Here is a 22,007-nt window from a genome sequence, read left to right on the forward strand (position 1 = left end):
ACTCCTTTGTCAACTGCGGGGGTCTGACTGGTTCAGACCACCCGTTCTGTGGCCTTCCCGACAACTTACGTCGCCGGCAGAGCGCGTGGACATCGCCATCTCACTCAGCGACCCGTCGCGGCGGCCTCCTCGATCGCGAGGAGTTCGTCGAGTCGGGCGGGTACGCGTCGCCGAACATCGCGGCGCCACAGAAAACGGTTGAGCGAGGCCGTCATCCGGATCGACAGCTTGCGTGATTCCGCGGCCTCCGACACCTCGGGCAGATCGGGCAGGGGGCCGCCGTGCCACAGGCCCAGGGCCGTCGCGAGCACGGGCACGATCTGGATCGCCGCCAATTCGTAGCCGGCCGCCGACGGGTGGAAGTGGTCGGACGAGAACATCCGGTCGGGAGCCGCCAGGAACTCGGGGGCCAGCAGGTCGGCCAGCGCCACCGGGTGGCCGCCCGCCGCGCTGGTCGCGGCCGCCTGCGCGCGGGCCAGTCGCAGTCCCCACGTCCGGACGACGGTCCGCAGGGGTTGTGGAATCGCCGTCACCACCCCCAGGTCGGGGCAGGTTCCGACGACGACCGCGCAGTCGTGGGCGCGGAGGCGTTCGACGGCCTCGCCGAGCCTGCGCGCCGACGCCCGGATGGAGTTCTTGGCCGTGACGTCGTTGGCGCCGACCAGGATCACCGCGGCGTCCGGCGGCGGCCCGGCGACGAACATCGCGTCCACCTGCCCGCTGAGCCCGCGGGACGTGGCGCCGCCGATGGCCTTGGTGCTCAGCCGGATCCGCTTCCCCGTCTCGTCGGCGAGGCGCCGAGCGATCTGCACGCCGGGCACCTCCTCCGCCGACAGGCACCCCACTCCGGCGGCCGTGGAGTCGCCGAAGATCATCAGATGGACGTCGTACGGGGTGGTCCGCAGCCAGCGTTCGGGCGCCGTGGCGCCGGGGGAGTAGACGCCGTCGGCTTCCGGCGGCTTGGCGACGTTGCGCCCGATCACGCCGCGGGCCGCCGTCGCCTGCGACATCAGATAGGAGTACGCCGCCCATGACAGCGTGCCCGCGCTCGAACCTGCCACGACAGCCGCGGCGCCGGCCTTCACTCCGGTCTGCCAGGTCCTCTTGGGCACTGGTCTCACCTTTCCGCTACCTGGTGCTCATCTCACGGGTTCCAGCGGACTGCGTCGGCACCAATCTAGTCGGATCGGGGCCCCCGTGCCGGACGTCTGTGAGCATCGGATCAGGGCATCTGGGAGCATGGAGGCATGCGCATCGCGGAACACGTCGTCGACCTGATCGGCAACACCCCTCTCGTCAAGCTCTCTTCCGTCATCGGTGAGAACCACGGGACCGTTGCAGCCAAGATCGAATACCTCAACCCGGGTGGAAGCTCGAAGGACCGCATCGCGGTCAAGATGATCGACGCCGCGGAGGCGTCGGGCGAGCTGAAGCCGGGTGGGACCATCGTCGAGCCCACGTCCGGCAACACCGGCATCGGCCTCGCGCTGGTGGCCCAGAAGCGTGGATACAAGTGCGTGTTCGTCTGCCCCGACAAGGTCAGCGAAGACAAGCGGAACGTCCTCAAGGCCTACGGCGCCGAGGTCGTGGTGTGCCCCACGGCGGTCGCGCCCGAGCACCCGGACAGCTACTACAGCGTCTCCGACCGGCTCGCCCGCGAACTCCCCGGCGGCTGGAAGCCCAACCAGTACTCCAACCCGGGCGGCCCGCAGAGCCACTACGAGACCACCGGCCCCGAGATCTGGGCCGACACCGACGGCAAGATCACCCACTTCGTCGCGGGCGTCGGCACCGGCGGCACCATCACTGGCACCGGTCGCTACCTCAAGGAGGTGTCCGGCGGCAAGGTCAAGGTCATCGGCGCCGACCCCGAGGGCTCCGTGTACTCGGGTGGCACCGGCCGTCCGTACCTGGTCGAGGGCGTCGGCGAGGACTTCTGGCCGACCGCGTACGACCCGTCGATCCCCGACGAGATCATCGCCGTGTCCGACGCCGACTCCTTCGAGATGACCCGTCGTCTCGCCCGCGAGGAGGGCCTGCTGGTCGGCGGCTCCTGCGGCATGGCCGTCGTCGCCGCGCTCGAGGTCGCCAAGCGTGAGGGCCCCGACGCCGTCATCGTCGTCCTTCTGCCCGACGGTGGCCGCGGCTACCTGTCGAAGATATTCAACGACAAGTGGATGGCGTCCTACGGCTTCCTCCGCACCCCGCTCGACGGCAAGCCGGACGAGAAGACCGTCGGCGACGTGCTGCGCGGCAAGTCCGGCGAACTCCCGGACCTCGTCCACACCCACCCGTCCGAGACGCTGCGCGACGCCATCGAGATCCTCCGCGAGTACGGGGTGTCCCAGATGCCCGTCGTCGGCGCCGAGCCGCCCGTCATGGCCGGTGAGGTGGCCGGCAGCGTCACCGAGCGCGACCTGCTCAGTGCCGTCTTCGAGGGACGCGCACACCTGGCCGATCCGGTCGAGAAGCACATGAGCAAGCCGTTCCCGCTCATCGGTTCGGGCGAGCCCGTGTCGGCCGCCACCAAGGCGCTCGGCGACACCGACGCGCTGATGGTCGTCGACGACGGCAAGCCCGCCGGTGTCATCACCCGTCACGACCTGCTCGGTTTCCTCAGCGCGGGCTCCTGACCGACACGCCGGACTGGTCCCTGCTGCGCACGGAACGTACGGTGCACAGCGGGGTGCCGGTCCGGTGTCCATGAGGGGGAGTTCACAATGAGTACTCGTCTGCGTCGTGTCCTGGTGGTCCCGGTCGCCGTGCTCGGGTTCGCCGCCGCCGGATGCGGGAACAGTATCGAGGGTGCGGCCGTCGCACAGCCTGCGTCGGCCGACGTCGGCTCGGTGTCGTCGCCGGGTTCGCCCGTGTCCGCCGACTGCGCCGCGCTGACGAAGGCGCTCGGACGGCTCGTCTCGGACCGGCCGCATCTCACCGAGGCGGTCCTCCCCGGATCGACCGATCCGACCTGCTCGTGGTCCAAGGGGCCGACCAACGTGCTGAGCACCATCACCGCGTCGGTCAGGCCGCAGGTGACCGATCCTGCCGTCATCGTCGAGATGCGGAACGGGACGAACGTCGTCGCCGACCCCCGTTCCGCCGGGTTCGGCGGGGTGGTCCTCGACGTCGTGGCCATGGCCCTGCTCACACCCCGGCACAGCATCATCGTCAACGCGCTCGACCCCTCCGTCAGCGACGCGACCAAGCTCGACGCCGCCTTCGCCATCGCGGAGTATCTGGAGAATTAGGTCCCCACTAGGCTGGGGGCCATGAGTGAGCAGCGCAGCAAAGCGGACAACATCAGCTGGCAGGGGTTCTCCACCAAGGCCGTGCACGCAGGATTCGACCCGGACCCGCAGACGGGTGCCGTCAACGTCCCCATCTACGCCAGTTCGACGTTCGCGCAGGACGGCGTCGGCGGCATGCGGAACGGATTCGAGTACGCCCGCACCGGCAACCCCACCCGACGACCGCTCGAGGCCAACCTCGCCGCCCTCGAATCGGGCACGTACGGTCGCGCCTTCGGCTCGGGCATGGCCGCCACCGACTGCCTGCTCCGTGCCGCGCTCCGCCCCGGCGACCACCTCGTCATCCCCAACGACGCCTACGGCGGAACGTTCCGCCTGATCGACAAGGTCTTCACCCAGTGGGGCATCGAGTACACGCCCGCCGCGGTGTCCGACGTGGACGCGGTCCGGGCCGCGATCCGTCCCAACACCAAGCTCGTGTGGGTCGAGACGCCCACCAACCCGCTGCTCAACATCGGTGACATCGAGGCGCTGTCCGACATCGCGCACGAGGCCGGCGCGAAGATCGTCGTCGACAACACGTTCGCCTCGCCCTACCTGCAGCAGCCGCTGCAACTCGGCGCCGACATCGCGCTGCACTCGACCACCAAATACATCGGCGGACACTCCGACGTCGTCGGCGGCGCCCTGATCACCAACGACGAAGAACTCGACACGGCGTTCGCGTTCCTGCAGAACGGTGCCGGCGCGGTCCCCGGACCGTTCGACGCGTTCCTCACCCTCCGCGGCATCAAGACCCTCTCGCTGCGGATGGAGCGGCACAGCGACAACGCCGAGAAGGTCGTCGAACTGCTCACCGGGCACCCCGCGGTGTCGCAGGTGATCTACCCCGGACTCGAGTCACACCCCGGCCACAAGATCGCCGAGAAGCAGATGCGCCGCTTCGGCGGCATGATCTCGGTCCGCCTCACCGGCGGCAAGCAGGCCGCCCTGGACTTCTGCTCGCGCACCGAGATCTTCACCCTCGCCGAATCGCTCGGCGGCGTCGAATCACTGATCGAGCACCCGGGCGCCATGACCCACGCCTCCACCGCAGGTTCGCTCCTCGAGGTCCCCGACGACCTGGTGCGCCTGTCCGTCGGCATCGAGGACGCCGCCGACCTGGTGGGCGACATCGAGCAGGCGCTCAAGTAGCAGGCGGCTCCGCCGCCCGTGCGCCTTTTTGGTAGCTGGAACAACCAGAAAGGCGCACGGGCCGAAGGCCTATGCTGGCCCGCGTGGAGCCTGTCACGCTGGATCAGATCAGAGCAGCTCGTAAGCTGCTGGACCCCGTCATGCGCCGGACACCGGTGATCGCGTCCCGGGCGCTGTCGGAACGATGCGGGCACACAGTGTCGCTGAAATGCGAGAATCTGCAGCGCACAGGATCTTTCAAACCGCGCGGCGCGTACAACCGGATCGCGAATCTGTCGGTCGCGGAACGGGCGTGCGGGGTGGTGGCGGCCAGTGCCGGCAATCATGCGCAGGGCGTGGCGTGGGCGGCGACCGAACTGGGCATCCCGTCCACCGTCTTCATGCCCACCGGCGCACCCCTTCCGAAGCTCGTCGCCACCAAGGCGTACGGCGCGACCGTCCACCTCACCGGCGACACCGTGGACGATGCGCTCGTCGCCGCGAAGGCGTTCGCGGACGAGACCGGCGCCGTCCTCATCCATCCGTTCGACCACGTCGACATCGTCGCCGGGCAGGGGACCGTCGGACTCGAGATCCTCGAGCAGGAACCCGACGTCGGCACGATCGTCGTCCCGACCGGCGGGGGTGGCCTGATCGCGGGCATCGCCGCGGCGGTGAAGGCCACCCGCCCCGACGTGCGGATCGTCGGCGTCCAGGCCGAGCAGGCGGCGGCCTGGCCGCGGTCGCTGGCCGAAGGCCGCCCGGTTCCCCTGGAGACCATGTCGACCATGGCCGACGGCATCGCGGTCGGCCGCCCCGGCGACGTGCCGTTCGCCCACGTCGGCACCCAGGTCGACGCCATCGTCACGGTCAGTGAGGACGCCCTGTCCCGGGCGCTGCTCCTGTGCCTCGAACGCGCGAAGCTCATCGTGGAGCCCGCGGGCGCGGCGGCGGTGGCCGCGTTGATCAGCTGCTCCACCGAAGAGCTGGGGCTCACCGGCAAGGTGTGCGCGGTGCTGTCCGGCGGCAACATCGACCCGTTGCTGCTCACCCACGTCGTCAACCACGGTCTCCGCGCCGCCGGCCGGTATCTCGGTGTGCACGTGACCATCCCGGACCGACCGGGTGGTCTGGTCAGCCTCCTCGGCGTGATCAGCGGCAACGGCGCCAGCGTCGTCGACGTCGTCCACTCCCGCACCGGCGGCGCGCTCGCCCTCGACGAGGTGGAGGTGTTCCTCACCGTCGAGACCCGCGGTCCCGGACACCGGCAGGATCTCCTGGACGCCCTGCGCGAGGCCCGGTACGCGGTCCGCCTGCAGGAGTAGGCCGGACCTAGCTCGGCCAGCCGCCCAGGGTGATCACCCGGAACTCCTGATCGACCAGCCGGGCCGGCAACTCCAGGTTGGTGAGCCAGTCGATCGCGCCGCCGCCCATCCCGACGGCCGCCGTGCTCGACGCGTGCGCGGTGGTGCACGACTGAGCCACTACGGACACGGTGCGCCACAACGAGATCGAGTCGGGGTGCAGGGGCTTGACGGTGCTGGCGGTCGCGACGCCCGCACCGGACGGGATCGACACCTGGCAGGTGGGATCGCCCGGCAGATCCTGGACCTGGACCTGCCAGCCGCCCGGCGGTGTGGTCCCGGCCGTGGCGATGTCGCCGCCGAGCGCGACCAGGACGCCGCACCCGAGCAACTCCGCCGTCGTCGACGCACAGTGGTCGGCGGAACTGGCCCGCGCGGTGGCCGTCAGGTCGAGTTCCACCCCGGCGGGGAGCGTGACCTCGGTGCCGTCGACGGTGATCGACCGCCACGAGTGGAGTGCGGGCGCCGACACCGTGGGGTCGAGGGCGCCGTCCGTGGTGCGCGCTGCGGCGAGGGCGTCGGTGAGGAACCGCGCGAACATCGGGGTCACCGTGTTCGGGCCCTCGTCGAGCGCGCGGATCTCGGCGTCGGCGCGGTCCCGGTTGACGGCGGCGTCGGCGGCCGCGAGGTAACCGCGGATCAGGTTCGACGCCGAACTCAGGGCATCGGGATCGGTGACGACGATCCGCGCGTGCACACCCCAGGTGGACCATTCGGTTGCGCTCCGTGCGCTGGTCATGTGGAGGTTCTCCGGTGGCGGGATCTCAGGAACCGCTGGACACGGCGTCCGGTGCGCCGAATCCGGCCGAGACGAGGGGCGCTGCCACCGTCGAATCGGGGGTCGCGGGATCCGCGGCCCCCGCCATACCGCCACCGGCGACCAGTCCGGCGATTCCGGCTGCCGCCAACACGCGGCGAACGGGAAGCAGTCGGGAATTCCGTCGGTCTTCACTCATGCCGACCAGCTTCCCCGACGAACCTTAGAACAACCTGGGAAGAATCTGGCTCTCCGCGCCCAGTGCGCAGTCGTGCAGGGTGTCCCCGGCGTGTCGCCTGCGGTTGTGTGCAGTCGTGCCCGACAGCCACCGCAGTGACGGAGTCGTCACTACGATCGGATCCGTGATCGCGGACCATGACGAACTGCTCGATGCCGCTCTGGGTTTGCTGCGGGAACGAGGCCCCCTGTCCGACCGGGAGCTGACGGTCGCGCTTGCGGATGCAGGCTGGGGAGGTGTCGACGAGCTGATCGAATACGTGGAGGAGTTCGACGCGCCGCTTCTCGGAATCCTCCCCGACGACCGGAAGGTGGCGCTCGACGTTCTGCTCGCGGGACGCGTCCTCACGCATCGCCTCACTGCGGAGGAGATCGCAGCCGACGTCGTGGAGCCGGATGATTACGGCTCACTCCTGCACCTCGCATCCGGGGAGCCCGACGTCGACGGCTTCGAGGTCGTGTTCCTCGATGACGAGGCCAACGAACTCGCCGCGAGAGGGGGCGAAAGCGCGAACTGGTCGGACGACGAAGTGCTCGCCCTTCCCCGGGGCACCCTCGCGCACCGTTCTCCCGGGGATCTTCTGGCGATGATCGCCACGGACAGCGGGGTGCGCCTCGACTTCGTCGGCGGGCCGGTTGCCGACGCTCCCGAGCTTGCGCTGCGGCTCACTCGCCGGCTGCGCGAGAGTGTGGTGATCGATCTCGAGGAGGAGGTCTGGCATCTGCTGGTCGACGATCCGGCGGCGTTCACCGTGCCGGGGCTGCCGTTGGCGGACATAGTCGAGGCCGCCGGCTTCGACCGCTCCGGGCAACTCGTCGCCCCTCGCGGATTCGATTTCGAGGCCTACGGCCGAGACCTGATGGTCGGCGTCTACGGCGACGAGCTCGGAGTGCCCAGGGATGCCGCGCTGGCCGTCGCCACGCTCGTGTCGCTGGCCACCGCGCTCGAGGAAGACGGGGAAGAGGACATCCAGGCGACGTTCTTCGCGAGGCCGGAGCTCTACACAGCCCTCGCCGATCCGGCGGTCATGGAAGTCGCCGCTCAGGAGTTGTTCGACCTGGACATCGATCCCGAGGTGCTCCTGCTCACCGCGCAGCGGCTGCTCGCGTCGGGACCGCGCGAAGTGAAAGCCGCCGCGTCGTGGATCGCCGGGAGGGCCACCGAGATGCAGGGCTTCCCGACACAGGCCGAAGATCACTACGGACACGCTCTCGTCCTGGACGGAGCGTTCGATCTCGCTCTCTTCGACCTTGCCCGTTTCGCCTCGGACCGCGGCGATGCCGTCCGCGGGCTGTCGCTACTGAACCGGATGGCCGCCGGGGACGCGGAGCCGCTGCACGCGGTCCTCGAACACTTCCAGCCCACGCCGCGGCCGGGGCTGGGCCGCAACCATCCCTGCTGGTGCGGGTCGGGAAGGAAGTACAAGACGTGCCACCTCGGCAAGGGCGACCATGCTCTGTCCGAGCGGGCCGCGTGGCTGTACCAGAAAGCGAAGTTGCACGCGCAGGAACTCGGCTGGCGGGACCAGATCGTCGAGTACGCCGAAATCCGGTCGGAGTTCTGGGCCGGGGACGCAGCGCTGTTCCAGGCGTTGGAGGACCCTCTGGTAACCGATGTCGCACTCTTCGAGGGCGGTGCGTTCGCCGACTTCGTCGAATGCCGCGGCGACTTGCTGCCCCCGGACGAGTTCGCACTCGCACGACAGTGGCAGGAAGTCGAACGGTCGCTGCACGAGGTGGAGGAGGTCCGGCCAGGCGAGGGTCTGACCTTGCGGGACCTGCGCACCGGCGACCGTCGCGACATCAGGGAAGTCACCGCGAGCCGCATGTTGCACGTCGGGAATATGATCTGTGCCCGCGTCGTCCCGGCGGGGGACACGTGGCAGATCTTCGGGGGAATCGAACCGATCTCGCAGGATCGGCGCCCGTCGCTCCTCGCGGCGCTGGACGACGAAACCACGGATCCGGCAGATCTGGTCGAGATCCTCAGCGAACGATTCGCGCCGGTGAGTGGGTGATCGAGGCGACGGAATTCGCCGGGTGCCGTTCTCCCGCAGGTCACGGTAGGAAACGGATCAATCCCGCAGAATCGCCTCGCATCGGCTGTGCCCCGTCGTAACGTGAACTCACTCGGTTAGGTGCACCGAGGAGGAGGAGCGCACGTATGTCAGTTGATGCAGCGGCGATCATCGTGGCGATCACCACCGCAGCGGGGGCCATCGTTCAGGGAGCGGACATACCGCAGCCGGTGAAAGATCAAGCAGCAGAAGCAATTCAGGTGGTCGAGCAGGCCTCACCCGACGTTCAGAAACAAGTAAACGACGCACTGTCGACCCTCCCGGAACCGGCCCGCGTGCAGGCCGAGCAGATGGTGGCCCAGGCTTCGGATGTCGTGAAGCAGGCAACCGACCCCTACATCCCGCCGCCACCCGCCGTCGAGGCGGCGCCGCCGCCCGCCCCGGTGCCGCTGCCGGTCCTGCCGGACGGCCCGCTCGACCAGCCCCCCGTGATGAATGCCCCCGACGTCGGAACCGCGATCGGGGGCCTCGCCGCACTGCCGGGGGTCCCGGCCCTCATCAGTGGTCTCGGATCGCTGATCCCGTCCGTGCCCGCCGGGTTTCCCGGTGTCTCGCTCGCGCCCGTCGGCGCCATCGCCGTCTTCGCGCCGTGGATCCGCAAGGCCGGATCGCTGTGCGAGGGCATCAAGCCCCCGACGCTGGCGGCCCTGTACTCGGTGGAGAACGGGTTCCGCTACGGCGCGACCTCACCGGTGTCCCGGGCGGGTGCCCGCGGCCCCGGCCAGTTCATGCCCGAAGCCTGGGCCCGGTACGGCAAGGACGCGGACGGCGACGGCAAGGTGGACATCAACGGCGTCGCCGACCCGATGATGGCGTCCGGGCAGATGCTGTGCGACCTGTTCGGGCAGATCGACGGGTGGAAGAAGGAGGGCGTGGTCAAGGGCGACACCCTCGACCTCACGATCGCCGCGTACAACGCCGGTGGGGGTGCGGTCCGGACCGCAGGGGGCATGCCCGCCGGAAAGTTCGACTATGAGCACGAAACGCAGCCGTACGTCGCGCGCATCCGATCGCTCGAGGAGTCGTTCGCGCGGATGCTGTCGCCGTTCTTCTACGGTGCGGCCGCCGGCGACACGAGCCGCGTCGTGGAGGCGGCCATGCGGTTCATCGGCCTGCCGTACGTGTGGGGCGGCGGCAACATCAACGGACCGTCCGGCGGCGGGTTCGACTGCTCGGGGCTGACCTCGTTCGCGGTGTACGCCGCCACCGGCGTCAAACTGCCCCGCACGTCGGAAACGCAGTGGGGTGTCGGTGTGGAGGTGCCGCTGTCGGAGGCCAGGCCGGGAGACCTGCTGTTCGGCAACTGGCAGTCCGGTGGGCCGGGTCACGTGGCGATCTACGTCGGAAACGGCCAGATGCTGCACGCCCCGACGACGGGAGACGTGGTGCGCATCGGTCCCGTGTTCGCCGACATGAAGGCCCGCCGGGTCTTCTGATCGGCAGGGGTCGATGCAGAAAACTCCGGCCCGGGCACTGGGCCCGGACCGGAGTTTTCGGCGGTTGATCCGAGATCAGCTGTGGTAAGGCTCCGCGCTGACGAGCGTCACCTTCATGCTGCTGCCGTTGGGCAGCGTGTATTCGCGGGTCTCGCCGACCTTCGCCTCGAGCAGTGCGCCACCCAGCGGAGAGTTGGGCGAGTACACCTCGAGCTTGTTGTCGCGGGCACCCTCTTCACGGGTCGCGATCAGGAACGTCTCGGTGTCCTTCTCGTCGCCGTCGTAGTAGACCTTCACCACGGAACCGGGCAGTGCGACACCGGACTGGGTGGGGGCCTCGCCGACCTTCGCGCTGTTCAGCAGTTCCTGGAGCTGACGGATGCGCGCCTCCTGCTGACCCTGCTCTTCGCGGGCCGCGTGGTAGCCACCGTTCTCCTTCAGATCGCCCTCTTCGCGACGCTCGTTGATCTCGGCGGCGATGACCGGACGATTGGCAATGAGCTGGTCGAGTTCGCTCTTGAGCCTGTCATGTGACTCCTGGGTCAGCCAGGTCACCTGGGTCTCGGTCATCTCGATCACTCCCTCGTAGTTGGAGCCGCCGGGCTCCCTCGACAGACCACTGCAACAGCAGTGATCAACGGCTCGGCGGGATTCGACGGCCGGGGCCGTTCGTCTTCCGCCTTGCCGCCAATGCAGCAATACACGGTTCCAAACCGGAACCGTGTACCAGGCGATTCTAGCACGATCGGGGAGCGCAAACCCCGAATAAGCCGAACGGTCGCTCGGCTGCGCTCGGGTCAGCCGCCGGTCAGATACGCCGGAACGTCCAGGCTGCAGCCGTAGATGTCGCCCATCGCAGGGGGGCGCGACGTGTAGACGGGAGCGGTGACTTTCACCGTCTGGCTGTCGCCGCCGGCGATGTACACCTCGCGCCGGCCGGTCTCGGAACCGTCCTTGGACCGGGAGCGGACGATGCACACCGCGGCCCGGGACGGATCCTCCCGGGTGACGGTGAACGTGATGTCGAGCTGCGAATCACTCACCAGATCGAATGACGTGGCTTCACTGTCGATCTCGGAGACGGCGAACTTGTCGTAAGCGACGAGCGCCACGATCACGCCCACGACGACGACCGCCGCGGAGAGCGCCCACACGAGCCAGCGCTTCGGGCGCGCGGGCTTTGCCGCGGCTGTGTATCGGCCCGGGGGAAGCGTTCTCGTCATCTCTCAACTCTCGTACCGCTCCGGTTCCACGTAACTCACAGCACTCGAGCGGGGGCACGGCTGCAAGCGGAACTCTCGGGTGGAACTATAGAGGACGTGCGTCGGTGCGCCGTCAGCGATGGCGGAGGCGAGAGCGCGCGACACGGACAAGCCGGCAACGGCTACTGGCGAAGTTGAGGTGAACGAATACGTGAGCGGATTCCGGCTCATGGCCGTCCATGCGCATCCCGACGACGAGTCGAGCAAGGGTGCCGCGACAACGGCCCGTTACGCCGCAGAGGGCAACGAAGTGAAGGTCGTGACGTTGACCGGTGGTGAACGTGGCGACATCCTCAACCCCGCGATGGACGTGCCCGGGGTGCGGGACCGCATCCACGAGGTGCGCATCGAGGAAATGGCCGAGGCCGCGCGGATCCTCGGCGTCCAGCACCAGTGGCTGGGATTCGTGGACTCCGGCCTGCCGGAGGGCGACCCGAAGCCGCCGCTGCCGGAGGGCTGCTTCGCGCTCGTTCCTCTCGAGGAGTCGACCGAGGCGCTGGTACGTGCCATCCGCGAGTTCCGTCCGCACGTCATGACCACGTACGACGAGAACGGCGGGTACCCGCACCCCGATCACATCCGGTGCCACGAGGTGTCGATGGCCGCCTACGAGGCCGCCGCCGACCCGGAGCAGTTCCCGGACGCCGGTGAGCCGTGGAAGGTGCAGAAGGTCTACTACTCGCACGGCTTCATCCGGAAACGTCTCCTGCAGTTCCAGGAGGAGTACGACCGCCGCGGCGAAGAGTTCCCGATGGCCGAGTGGCTCAAGAAGTGGAAGACCGAGCAGGGTGATCTGATGGCGCGCGTCACCACCCAGATCACGTGTGGCGACTACTTCCCGCAGCGTGACGACGCGTTGCGCGCGCACGCGACGCAGATCGACCCGAACGGCTCGTTCTTCGCGGTTCCGCTCGAGATCCAGCAGAAGATCTGGCCGACCGAGGAATTCGAGCTGGCCAAGACCCGGGTCACCACCTCCATCCCGGAGAGCGATCTGTTCGCGGGCATCCACGAGGACGGACAGCAGTGAATGCGTTGACGGTGCACCTCGTGGCCGGCGCGGCGGACGTCTTGGCGCAGACGCCGAGCACCCCGTCCGGTCCCGAGTTCGGCAAGGCGTCGCCCATCGGCCTCGTCGTCATTCTCGCGCTGCTCGCGGGCGTGGTGCTGCTGGTGCGTTCGATGAACAAGAAACTCAAGAACCTGCCCGAGACGTTCGAGCCGGAACACCCGGAGCCGGACCAGGAAGTGGACGAGGGCACCGACCGCGGTGCGATCCACGGCGGCGCGGGGAAGACCGAACCGCCGAAGCCCACGGACACCCCGCCGAACCTGCAGAAGTAGTCGAACAGGAGCTGGACATGGACCCGCGCGAACACAACACGCTCGGTGGGTCCACCAGCCCCTATCTGCGACAGCACGCGGACAACCCCGTGCACTGGCAGCAGTGGGGTCCGGAGGCGACCGCCTGGGCGCGGGAGCGGGACGTCCCGATCCTGCTGTCGATCGGATACTCGGCGTGCCACTGGTGCCATGTGATGGCCCACGAGTCCTTCGAGGACGAGCAGGTGGCGTCGCTGATGAACGAGCATTTCGTGTGCGTCAAGGTCGACCGTGAGGAACGACCCGACCTCGACGCCGTCTACATGAACGCCACCGTCGCGATGACCGGCCAGGGCGGCTGGCCGATGACGTGCTTCCTCACCCCGGACGGGGCCCCGTTCTACTGCGGCACCTACTACCCGGCCCAGCCGCGTGGTGGGATGCCGTCGTTCACCCAACTGCTGGGCGCGATCGCAGACACGTGGCGGGACCGCCGCGGCGACGTCGACGACGCGGCCGCCTCGGTGGTCGCGGAACTGCGGCGCGGAGCCGGCGGCATCCCCGAGGGTGAGGTCCGGGTGACCGCGGCCCTGCTGGACGCGGCCGCCGGGACCGTGCTGCGGGACGAGGACGCCGAACGCGGCGGGTTCGGGGGAGCCCCCAAGTTCCCGCCGTCCGCGCTGCTGGAAGGTCTGCTGCGCACGTACGAGCGGTCCGGTGACGCGGATGTGCTCGGCGTCGTGTCGCGGACGGCGTCGGCGATGGCGCGCGGCGGCATCTACGACCAGCTCGGTGGTGGTTTCGCCCGCTATTCGGTCGACGCCGCGTGGGTGGTGCCGCACTTCGAGAAGATGCTCTACGACAACGCCCAGCTGCTGCGCGCCTACGCGCACCTGGGCAGGCGCACGGGCTCGGAGATGGCCCTCCGCGTCACCGAGGAGACCGTCGAGTTCCTGCTGCGCGATCTGCGCACGGACAACGGGTCGTTCGCGTCCGCCCTCGACGCCGACACCGAGGGCGTCGAGGGACTCACGTACGTGTGGACCCCGCAGCAGCTCGTCGAGGTCCTCGGATCGGAGGACGGGGAGTGGGCGGCCCGGGTGTTCGCCGTGACCGCGGACGGGACGTTCGAGGCGGGCGCGTCGGTGCTGCAGCTCTCGCGCGACCCGGACGACTGGGACCGCATGCGCCGGATCCGGGACACGCTGCTCGCCCGGCGTGCGACGCGGCCGCAGCCGGGCCGTGACGACAAGGTGGTCACCGCCTGGAACGGCCTCGCGATCACCGCACTGGCCGAAGCAGGCGCCGGACTCGGCAGACCGGACTGGGTGGACGCCGCCGCCGAGTGCGCGCGTGCGGTGCTGGAGTTGCACGTCGTGGACGGTCGTCTGCGGCGGGCGTCCCTGGGAGCGTCGGTGGGCGACTCGGCCGGGGTGCTGGAGGACTACGCCTGCCTGGCGACCGGGCTGCTCGCGTTGTATCAGGCGACCGGCGGCGCCGAGTGGCTGGCGCACGCGCAGTCGCTGCTCGATCGCGCCCTGATCCATTTCGCCGACGACGAGCGTCCGGGCAGCTGGTTCGACACCGCCGACGACGCCGAAACCCTCGTGACCCGTCCGCGCGACCCGGTCGACGGTGCGACGCCGGCCGGGGCGTCGTGCCTGGCCGAGGCGTTGCTCACCGCCTCCGCGGTGGCCGACGTGGACGCCTCGGGCCGGTACGCGACCGCGGCCGCCGCATCGCTCGACCGGGTGGCGCTGCTGCTGGAACGCGCACCGCGATCGGCGGGGCACTGGCTCGCGGTGGCCGAGGCCTCGGTGCGGGGCCCGATCCAGGTGGCGGTGGCCGCCGACGGTGATTCCGCCCTGCTGCGGGAGGCGCGCCGGCTCGCTCCCGGCGGTGCCGTCGTGGTCGGCGGCCAACCGGATTCGTCGCCGCTGCTCGCCGACCGGCCGCTGGTCGGCGGCGCGTCGGCGGCGTACGTGTGCCGCGGGTTCGTGTGCGACCGCCCGGTGTCGACGGTCGAGGGTCTCGCCGCCGCGATGAGCCGGTAGTCCCTACCGGAACACCACCAGCCACACCGCGATGTAGTGGCACAGCGCCGCGATGACGGTGGCGGCGTGGAAGAACTCGTGATGCCCGAACGTCGTGGGCCACGGGTTGGGCCACTTGGTGGCGTAGAGGATCGCCCCGACCGAGTACAGGATGCCGCCGATCAGCAGCAGCAGCATCGGGAGGACGCCGACCTCGTGCGTCAGTTCGGGTGCCACCGGGACGATGGCCCAGCCGAGCAGCAGGTACAGCGGCACCCCGACCCAGCGCGGCGCCGTCGGCCACAGCATCTTCAGTGCGACGCCGGCGAGTGCCCCCGCCCACACGACGATCAGCAGCGTCCGGCCCGTCTCGGCCGGAAGACCCAGCACCGCGAACGGGGTGTAGCTGCCCGCGATGAACAGGAAGATCATCGAGTGGTCCGCGCGTTTCATCCACGTGCGGGCCGAGACGGTGCTCCAGTGGATGCGGTGGTACGTCGCGCTGACACCGAACACCCCGCACACCGTGAGGCTGTAGACGGCGGTGGCGAGCGCCGCTTCCCCGGACACCTGGGTACCGGACAGTGTGACGAGGACGAGGCCGGCGATCACGGAGACGCCGAACGCCCACAGGTGGATCCACCCTCGCATTCGGGGCTTGACGGGCAATTCGTCGAGGCCGAAAGCGGTCACCGAACACCTCTTCTCGCTGTGCGTGGCGCTAACCTACGCAACCGTAGGTTAGCTTGTGGTGAGAGCGTACCCGTCGGTAGCAGGATGTCGTGCGCTGTGTGACGGCCGTCGCGGATCACCTTCGGCTGCGGCGTAGTCTTGCGTGTCATGGTGATCTCCAGGTGAGTGCGCGAGGACTGCTGTACAGCATCTACGAGCGTCGGCTACTGAAGCGGCTCGACGGTCTGCAGCACCCCCGGCACATAGCCGTGATGTGCGACGGCAACCGGCGGTGGGCCCGGGAGAACGGCTTCGAGGACGTCAGCCACGGCCACCGCATGGGCGCCCTGAAGATCTCCGAGATGCTCGGCTGGTGCGACGCCGCGGGCATCGAGATGGCCACCATCTACCTGCTGTCCACCGAGAACCTGCGCCGTGACCCCGAGGAACTCGACACGCTGCTCGAGATCATCACGGACGTCGTCGAGGAAATCTCCGGACCGGACAAGAACTGGAGCGTCAAGATCGTCGGCGCCCTCGACCTGCTGCCCGCCGAACAGTCCCGCCGCCTGCGGGACGCGGCCGCCGGAACCGAGGGTCGCACCGGCACCCACGTCAACGTCGCGATCGGCTACGGCGGCCGCCAGGAGATCGCCGACGCCGTGCAGTCGCTGCTCAGCGAGAAACTTCTCGCCGGACTGGCGGGCGACGAACTCGTGAAATCGATCACCGTCGACGGCATCGACGGCCACCTCTACACGTCCGGCCAGCCCGACCCGGACCTCGTCATCCGCACGTCGGGGGAGCAGCGGCTGTCGGGGTTCCTGCTGTGGCAGAGCGCGTACTCCGAGATCTGGTTCACGGAGGCGTACTGGCCGGAGTTCCGCCGCGTCGACTTCCTCCGGGCGTTGCGCGACTACGCCGCCCGGCACCGCCGCTTCGGCGTCTGACGTGAGCGGCGAAGCGTGCCGGAACACACTTCGCCGCTCACCTACAGCTTGCGGAGCCGCAGCCGGTTGATCGAATGATTCGCATCCTTGCGGAGCACGAGTGTCGCGCGGGGACGCGTCGGCAGGATGTTCTCCACCAGATTCGGCCGGTTGATGTTGTGCCAGATCTCCTGCGCGGCAGACGTCGCGTCCCGATCGGACAGTCCGGCGTAGTGGTGGAAATGCGCGTCGGGATCGGAGAACGACGTCTTCCGCAGCGCCAGAAACCGCTGGATGTACCAGTTCTCGATGTCCTCGATGCGGGCGTCGACGTAGATCGAGAAGTCGAACAGGTCCGACACCATCAGCCGGGGACCGGTCTGCAGCACGTTGAGACCCTCGATGATGAGAATGTCCGGCTGCCGGATCAGGTGATACTGGCCGGGGATGATGTCGTACGAGATGTGCGAATAGACCGGTGCGGCCACCTCTTCGGCCCCCGACTTCACCTCGGTGACGAACCGCAGCAGCTTGCGTCGGTCGTAACTCTCGGGGAAGCCCTTGCGGTGCATGATCCCGCGACGGTTCAATTCGGCCGTCGGATACAGGAACCCGTCCGTCGTCACCAGGTCGACACGGGGATGGTGCTCCCAGCGCGCGAGAAGCGCCTGCAGGACACGCGCCGTGGTGGACTTGCCCACCGCCACGCTGCCCGCGACGCCGATCACGAACGGCACCTGCTGGTCGGGATGCTTCTCGCCGAGGAACGTCGCGGTCGCCGCGAACAGTCGCTGCCGGGCCGCGACCTGCAGGTGGATGAGACGCGACAGCGGCAGGTAGACCTCCGCGACCTCCTCCAGGTCGATCTGCTCGCCGAGGCCCCGCAGTCCGTACAGCTCTTCCTCGGTGAGGACGAGCGGCGTCGACTTACGCAGTGTGCGCCACTGCTTCCGGTCGAATTCGACGTACGGACTGGACTCGCTCGTCCGCGCCATCAGTTCCGCTCACACTCGGGTACCAGGGGGAGTGAGCGGCACATGCCCAGAATCTCTGCCGTCGTCGTCGCGCTGGCGAGTAGCGGTTGCATAGTCGGATTGTGCTTGGTGCCACAGGCTGCGCTGTCGGCGGGTCGGGCAGACGCGTCTGCGACTAAGGTCGGACGGCATGGAATCCGATTCGTTCGTCCGCGAATACTTGCTGCTCGGGCTGGGTTTCGACCGGCTGGAGGAAGGATTCGTCGACGCGTACACCGGCGATCCCGCGTTGCGCAGGCAGGTGGAGAACGCGCCGAAGCCCGATCCGCGGGACCTCGCGCGCACGGCGGCGAACCTCCGCGCGGAGTTGCCGTCGGCCGGGCTGTCCGAGGAGCGGACGCGGTTCCTCGACGTCCACCTGCGCGCGCTCGAATGCTCGGGACGCAAGTTCGCCGGTGACGACGTGGGCTTCGTCGACGAGGTCGAGGCGTACTTCGACGTCCGGATCGAACGCGGCGACGAGGAGCAGTACCGCGAGGCGCACCGGAAGATGGACGCGGTGCTGCCCGGGCCGGGACCGCTGGCCGAACGCATCCGGGTGCACCGGGCGAAGGACGCGATTCCCGCCGACCGGTTGCAGGAATGTGTGGACGCCTTCTCGAGCGCCCTGCGTGACCTGGTGCGGCAGCACTACGCGCTGCCCGAGTCCGAGGTGGTGGAGTACGAGGTGGTGGGCGACAAACCGTGGTCCGGGTTCAACTACTACCTCGGCGACTACCGCTCGAAGGTCGCGATCAATTCCGATCTCGAGCAGCACATGGCGAACCTGCCGCGGCTGATCGCGCACGAGTCGTACCCGGGTCACCACACCGAGCACTGCCGGAAGGAGGCCGGACTGGTCGGCGCGGGACAACTCGAGCAGACGCTGTTCGTCGTCAACACCCCGCAGTGCCTGATGGCCGAGGGCCTCGCCGACCTCGCGCTCGAGGCGATCGTCGGGTCCGACTGGGGGCTGTGGGCGCAGGAAATCTACGCCGACCTCGGTCTGCGATTCGACGGTGAGCAGGCGCAGCGCCTGTCCGGCGCGTCCGGACAGCTGCTCGGGGTACGGCAGGACGCGGCGATGATGCTGCACGACGAAGGCCGCAGCCACGACGACGTCGCGGCGTTCCTGCAGCGGTGGAGCCTGTCGACCCCCGAGCGGGCCCGGCAGTCGCTGCGCTTCCTGTCCTCGCCGCTGTGGCGGGCCTACACCAGCACCTACGTGGAGGGGTACCGCCTGCTCGGGGGCTGGCTGGCCGAGGTGCCGGTCGGCGCGGAGCGGTCGGAACGGTTCCGGCGGCTGCTCGACGAGCCCCTCGTCCCCAGCGTCCTGCGTGCCGGTGAGGGATACCTCACCGCGGGCGGTTAGGAAGTCCTCACGGGTAGTTCGTAGACTGGGAGCATTCGTTTCCGCATCCAGCTTGGAGATTCCTCGATGACCGCTGTGCCCGGTACCGACGTCAACACGGCCCCCCTCGCCGAACTCGACCCCGAAGTCGCCCAGGCCATGGCAGGTGAGCTGGCCCGTCAGCGCGACACGCTGGAGATGATCGCCTCGGAGAACTTCGTTCCCCGCGCCGTCCTCCAGGCGCAGGGCAGCGTCCTCACCAACAAGTACGCCGAAGGGTACCCGGGACGCCGCTACTACGGCGGCTGCGAGCACGTCGACGTCGTCGAGGACCTCGCCCGCACCCGGGCGAAGGAACTGTTCGGCGCCGACTTCGCGAACGTCCAGCCGCACTCCGGCGCACAGGCCAACGCAGCGGTCCTGATGGCCCTGATGAACCCGGGTGAGAAGCTCCTCGGCCTCGACCTGGCGCACGGCGGTCACCTCACGCACGGCATGAAGCTGAACTTCTCCGGCAAGCTCTACGACGTCGAGTCGTACGGGGTCAGCAAGGAAGACCACCGCATCGACATGGACGAGGTCCGCAAGATCGCCGTCGCCGCCCAGCCGAAGGTCATCGTCGCCGGCTGGTCCGCGTACCCGCGGCACGAGGACTTCGCCGCGTTCCGGTCCATCGCCGACGAGGTCGGGGCGTACCTGTGGGTCGACATGGCGCACTTCGCCGGCCTGGTCGCGGCCGGGCTGCACCCGTCGCCCGTGCCCTACGCCGACGTCGTGTCCAGCACCGTCCACAAGACGCTCGGCGGACCCCGCTCCGGTCTGATCCTCGCCAAGCAGGAGTGGGCGAAGAAGCTCAACTCCGCCGTGTTCCCCGGCCAGCAGGGCGGGCCGCTGATGCACGCCATCGCCGCGAAGGCCGTGTCCCTGAAGATCGCGGGCACCGACGAGTTCAAGGACCGTCAGCAGCGCACCCTCACCGGTGCGAAGATCCTCGCCGAGCGCCTGACCGGCTCGGATGTCGTGGACAAGGGCGTCAGCGTCCTCACCGGCGGCACCGACGTGCACCTCGTGCTCGTCGACCTGCGCAACTCCCAGCTCGACGGCCAGCAGGGTGAGGACCTCCTCCACGAGGTCGGCATCACCGTCAACCGCAATGCCGTGCCGTTCGACCCGCGCCCGCCGATGGTCACGTCCGGCCTCCGGATCGGCACCGCCGCGCTCGCGTCCCGCGGATTCGGTGACGAGCAGTTCACCGAGGTCGCCGACATCATCGGCACCGCGCTCGCCGGTGCGTCCGACGTCGAGACGCTGAAGTCCCGCGTGTCGAAGCTCGCCGCCGACTTCCCGCTGTACGAGGGTCTCGAGGACTGGCGCCTGATCTAGGCGGCTCCGCCGCCCGTGCGCCTTTCTGGTTGCTCCAACGACCAGAAAGGCGCACGGGCGCGGAGCGCCTTCTCCGCGTAACGCGATGTTCACCGACACGCCCGCCGCTCGGTCAGCCGATCGGCGTGTTCGGCTGTACCGTCGGGGGTAACAGGCAGCGGGGAAGTTGCTTGTACGGGAGGTCCTGATCGTGGCTGACACACTCAGTGCGAGGGGGCCGGCGCCCGGCCCTCGTGTGGTGACACACCAGGGACGGACCGGTCCAGCGAACCGAGTTTGCGTGGGTGCCGCGCAGACCTAGGAGCCAACGTGACTGCTTCACGCTCCGTCTCAGCCCGCGCCGGACAGTCGTCCGTCGCCCCCAGGAAATCTTCGGATTCTGCAGTGCGTACGTTCGTGCTCGACACCTCCGTACTGCTGTCCGACCCCTGGGCCGTCACCAGGTTCGCCGAGCACCGCGTGGTGCTTCCCCTCGTCGTGATCAGCGAGCTCGAAGGGAAGCGGCATCACCACGAGTTGGGATGGTTCGCAAGAGAATCGCTGCGCATGCTCGACGACCTCCGTCTCGAGTACGGCCGACTCGACCAGCCCGTGCCGATCGGCACGGAGGGCGGAACCCTGCAGGTCGAGTTGAATCACACCGACCCGTCGGTTCTGCCGGTCGGATTCCGCACGGACAGCAACGATTCCAGGATCCTGGCCTGCGCGTTGAACCTCGAGGCCGAGGGCGGTGACGTCGTCCTGGTCAGCAAGGACATCCCGCTGCGGGTCAAGGCCGGTGCGGTGGGCCTGCCCGCCGACGAGTACCACGCCCACGACGTCGTTCCGTCCGGGTGGACGGGCATGACGGAAATGGATGTGGCATCGTCGTCGATCGACGAACTGTTCTCCGAAGGCGTCGTCGACCTGGAGGAGGCCCGGGAGCTGCCGTGCCACACGGGTATTCGGCTGCTGGGTGGTTCGTCGAGTGCGCTTGGCCGGGTGAACGCCGACAAGCGGGTGCAGTTGGTGCGCGGGGAGCGCGAAGCGTTCGGCCTGCACGGACGTTCGGCGGAGCAGCGGATCGCCCTCGACATCCTGCTCGACGACAGTGTGGGCATCGTGTCGCTGGGGGGCAAGGCGGGCACCGGCAAGTCGGCGCTGGCGTTGACGGCGGGGCTGGAGGCGGTGCTCGAGCGTCGCACTCAGCGGAAAGTCGTTGTCTTCCGGCCGCTCTACGCGGTGGGCGGCCAGGAACTCGGTTATCTGCCGGGCAGTGAGAGCGAGAAGATGGGCCCGTGGGCCCAGGCGGTCTTCGACACCCTCGACGGACTGGCCAGCACCGAGGTGATGGACGAGGTGATCAGCCGCGGCATGCTGGAAGTGCTGCCGCTCACGCATATTCGCGGACGGTCGCTGCACGATTCGTTCGTGATCGTGGACGAGGCGCAGTCGCTGGAACGCAACGTGCTGCTCACGGTGCTGTCCCGGCTGGGTACCGGGTCTCGGGTGGTCCTCACTCACGACGTCGCGCAGCGCGACAACCTGAGGGTCGGACGTCACGACGGCGTGGCCGCGGTGATCGAAAAGCTCAAGGGGCACCCGCTGTTCGCGCACATCACGTTGACGCGCAGTGAGCGTTCGCCGATCGCGGCGCTCGTGACGGAGATGCTGGAGGAGTTCGGGCCGACGCCGTAGGCGCCTGCCCCGCAGCGTGATCCGCCCGATGTCGCGACGGTCCGATCAGACCGAGGTGACATCGGGCGGAC

The 22,007-nt window shown here is 68.9% G+C and carries 20 protein-coding genes; 13 read left to right on the forward strand and 7 right to left on the reverse strand.

Annotation, left to right across the window (positions count from 1 at the left end):
• Nucleotides 1–104 precede the first annotated feature (104 nt).
• Nucleotides 105–1,112, reverse strand: a complete 1,008-nt coding sequence (locus ROP_RS29310; RefSeq protein WP_043825527.1) for an SGNH/GDSL hydrolase family protein — start codon at nt 1,110–1,112, stop codon at nt 105–107.
• Between the two features lie 135 nt (nt 1,113–1,247).
• Here ROP_RS29310 and ROP_RS29315 point away from each other — a divergent pair, with 135 nt between their 5' ends.
• The 4 genes from ROP_RS29315 (at nt 1,248) to ilvA (ending at nt 5,746) form a co-directional block, all read left to right on the forward strand.
• Nucleotides 1,248–2,633 carry a cystathionine beta-synthase gene (locus ROP_RS29315; protein ID WP_005238969.1) on the forward strand — a complete coding sequence of 462 codons (1,386 nt, stop codon included), beginning with the start codon at nt 1,248–1,250 and terminating at the stop codon, nt 2,631–2,633.
• Nucleotides 2,634–2,720: 87 nt separating this feature from the next.
• A complete protein-coding gene (locus ROP_RS29320; RefSeq protein ID WP_015889645.1) occupies nt 2,721–3,248 on the forward strand; it encodes a hypothetical protein in 528 nt (175 codons plus the stop codon).
• A gap of 21 nt (nt 3,249–3,269) precedes the next feature.
• Nucleotides 3,270–4,442, forward strand: a complete 1,173-nt coding sequence (locus ROP_RS29325; protein ID WP_015889646.1) for a cystathionine gamma-synthase — start codon at nt 3,270–3,272, stop codon at nt 4,440–4,442.
• A 71-nt stretch (nt 4,443–4,513) separates the two neighbouring features.
• Nucleotides 4,514–5,746: a threonine ammonia-lyase gene (ilvA, locus tag ROP_RS29330; protein WP_015889647.1), complete on the forward strand. Its 1,233-nt coding sequence runs from the start codon at nt 4,514–4,516 to the stop codon at nt 5,744–5,746.
• Nucleotides 5,747–5,753: 7 nt separating this feature from the next.
• Here ilvA and ROP_RS29335 read toward each other — a convergent pair whose 3' ends face one another.
• Both ROP_RS29335 and ROP_RS29340 read right to left on the reverse strand, forming a co-directional pair.
• The gene (locus ROP_RS29335) at nt 5,754–6,524 is read right to left on the reverse strand and encodes an FAD:protein FMN transferase (protein ID WP_015889648.1); all 771 of its coding nucleotides are present in this window, start codon (nt 6,522–6,524) and stop codon (nt 5,754–5,756) included.
• Nucleotides 6,525–6,549: 25 nt separating this feature from the next.
• Nucleotides 6,550–6,741 (reverse strand): hypothetical protein, encoded by a 192-nt coding sequence (locus ROP_RS29340; RefSeq protein WP_015889649.1) that lies wholly within the window; start codon nt 6,739–6,741, stop codon nt 6,550–6,552.
• Nucleotides 6,742–6,904: 163 nt separating this feature from the next.
• On the opposite strand from ROP_RS29340, the gene ROP_RS29345 reads away from it, so the two are divergent.
• The gene (locus tag ROP_RS29345; protein WP_043826876.1) at nt 6,905–8,797 is read left to right on the forward strand and encodes a YecA family protein; all 1,893 of its coding nucleotides are present in this window, start codon (nt 6,905–6,907) and stop codon (nt 8,795–8,797) included.
• 146 nt (nt 8,798–8,943) lie between these two features.
• Nucleotides 8,944–10,293 carry an NlpC/P60 family protein gene (locus tag ROP_RS29350; protein ID WP_015889651.1) on the forward strand — a complete coding sequence of 450 codons (1,350 nt, stop codon included), beginning with the start codon at nt 8,944–8,946 and terminating at the stop codon, nt 10,291–10,293.
• A 75-nt stretch (nt 10,294–10,368) separates the two neighbouring features.
• On the opposite strand, the gene greA is transcribed toward ROP_RS29350, so the two are convergent.
• A complete protein-coding gene (gene greA, locus ROP_RS29355) occupies nt 10,369–10,863 on the reverse strand; it encodes a transcription elongation factor GreA (protein WP_005238978.1) in 495 nt (164 codons plus the stop codon).
• Between the two features lie 227 nt (nt 10,864–11,090).
• Nucleotides 11,091–11,516, reverse strand: a complete 426-nt coding sequence (locus ROP_RS29360) for a DUF4307 domain-containing protein (RefSeq protein WP_015889652.1) — start codon at nt 11,514–11,516, stop codon at nt 11,091–11,093.
• 190 nt (nt 11,517–11,706) lie between these two features.
• Between ROP_RS29360 and mca the strand changes: the two genes are divergently transcribed.
• The 3 genes from mca to ROP_RS29375 are packed head-to-tail and all read left to right on the forward strand — an operon-like array spanning nt 11,707 to nt 14,932.
• Complete coding sequence (mca, locus tag ROP_RS29365) at nt 11,707–12,585, forward strand: mycothiol conjugate amidase Mca (protein ID WP_015889653.1); 879 nt, start codon at nt 11,707–11,709, stop codon at nt 12,583–12,585.
• Nucleotides 12,582–12,899, forward strand: coding sequence for a hypothetical protein (locus ROP_RS29370; RefSeq protein ID WP_015889654.1), 318 nt, complete (start codon nt 12,582–12,584; stop codon nt 12,897–12,899). The genes mca and ROP_RS29370 overlap by 4 nt, the downstream gene beginning before the upstream one ends.
• A 17-nt stretch (nt 12,900–12,916) precedes the next feature.
• Nucleotides 12,917–14,932: a thioredoxin domain-containing protein gene (locus tag ROP_RS29375; RefSeq protein ID WP_015889655.1), complete on the forward strand. Its 2,016-nt coding sequence runs from the start codon at nt 12,917–12,919 to the stop codon at nt 14,930–14,932.
• A gap of 3 nt (nt 14,933–14,935) precedes the next feature.
• Here ROP_RS29375 and trhA read toward each other — a convergent pair whose 3' ends face one another.
• A complete protein-coding gene (gene trhA / locus ROP_RS29380; protein WP_015889656.1) occupies nt 14,936–15,604 on the reverse strand; it encodes a PAQR family membrane homeostasis protein TrhA in 669 nt (222 codons plus the stop codon).
• A 161-nt stretch (nt 15,605–15,765) separates the two neighbouring features.
• Here trhA and ROP_RS29385 point away from each other — a divergent pair, with 161 nt between their 5' ends.
• Nucleotides 15,766–16,533 (forward strand): isoprenyl transferase, encoded by a 768-nt coding sequence (locus ROP_RS29385; protein ID WP_015889657.1) that lies wholly within the window; start codon nt 15,766–15,768, stop codon nt 16,531–16,533.
• A gap of 41 nt (nt 16,534–16,574) precedes the next feature.
• Here the strand turns inward: ROP_RS29385 and coaA are convergent, their stop codons facing one another.
• Entirely contained in the window at nt 16,575–17,507 is a 933-nt protein-coding gene (gene coaA / locus ROP_RS29390) for a type I pantothenate kinase (RefSeq protein WP_005238987.1), read from the reverse strand.
• A gap of 169 nt (nt 17,508–17,676) precedes the next feature.
• Here coaA and ROP_RS29395 point away from each other — a divergent pair, with 169 nt between their 5' ends.
• From ROP_RS29395 to ROP_RS29405, 3 genes are all read left to right on the forward strand, one after another.
• Nucleotides 17,677–18,897, forward strand: a complete 1,221-nt coding sequence (locus tag ROP_RS29395; protein ID WP_015889658.1) for a hypothetical protein — start codon at nt 17,677–17,679, stop codon at nt 18,895–18,897.
• A 66-nt stretch (nt 18,898–18,963) separates the two neighbouring features.
• Nucleotides 18,964–20,259 (forward strand): serine hydroxymethyltransferase, encoded by a 1,296-nt coding sequence (glyA, locus tag ROP_RS29400; RefSeq protein ID WP_015889659.1) that lies wholly within the window; start codon nt 18,964–18,966, stop codon nt 20,257–20,259.
• Between the two features lie 309 nt (nt 20,260–20,568).
• Nucleotides 20,569–21,936, forward strand: coding sequence for a PhoH family protein (locus tag ROP_RS29405; protein ID WP_015889660.1), 1,368 nt, complete (start codon nt 20,569–20,571; stop codon nt 21,934–21,936).
• Nucleotides 21,937–22,007: the final 71 nt, after the last annotated feature.

The organism is Rhodococcus opacus B4, assembly GCF_000010805.1.
Classification (GTDB): Bacteria; Actinomycetota; Actinomycetes; order Mycobacteriales; family Mycobacteriaceae; genus Rhodococcus_F; species Rhodococcus_F opacus_C.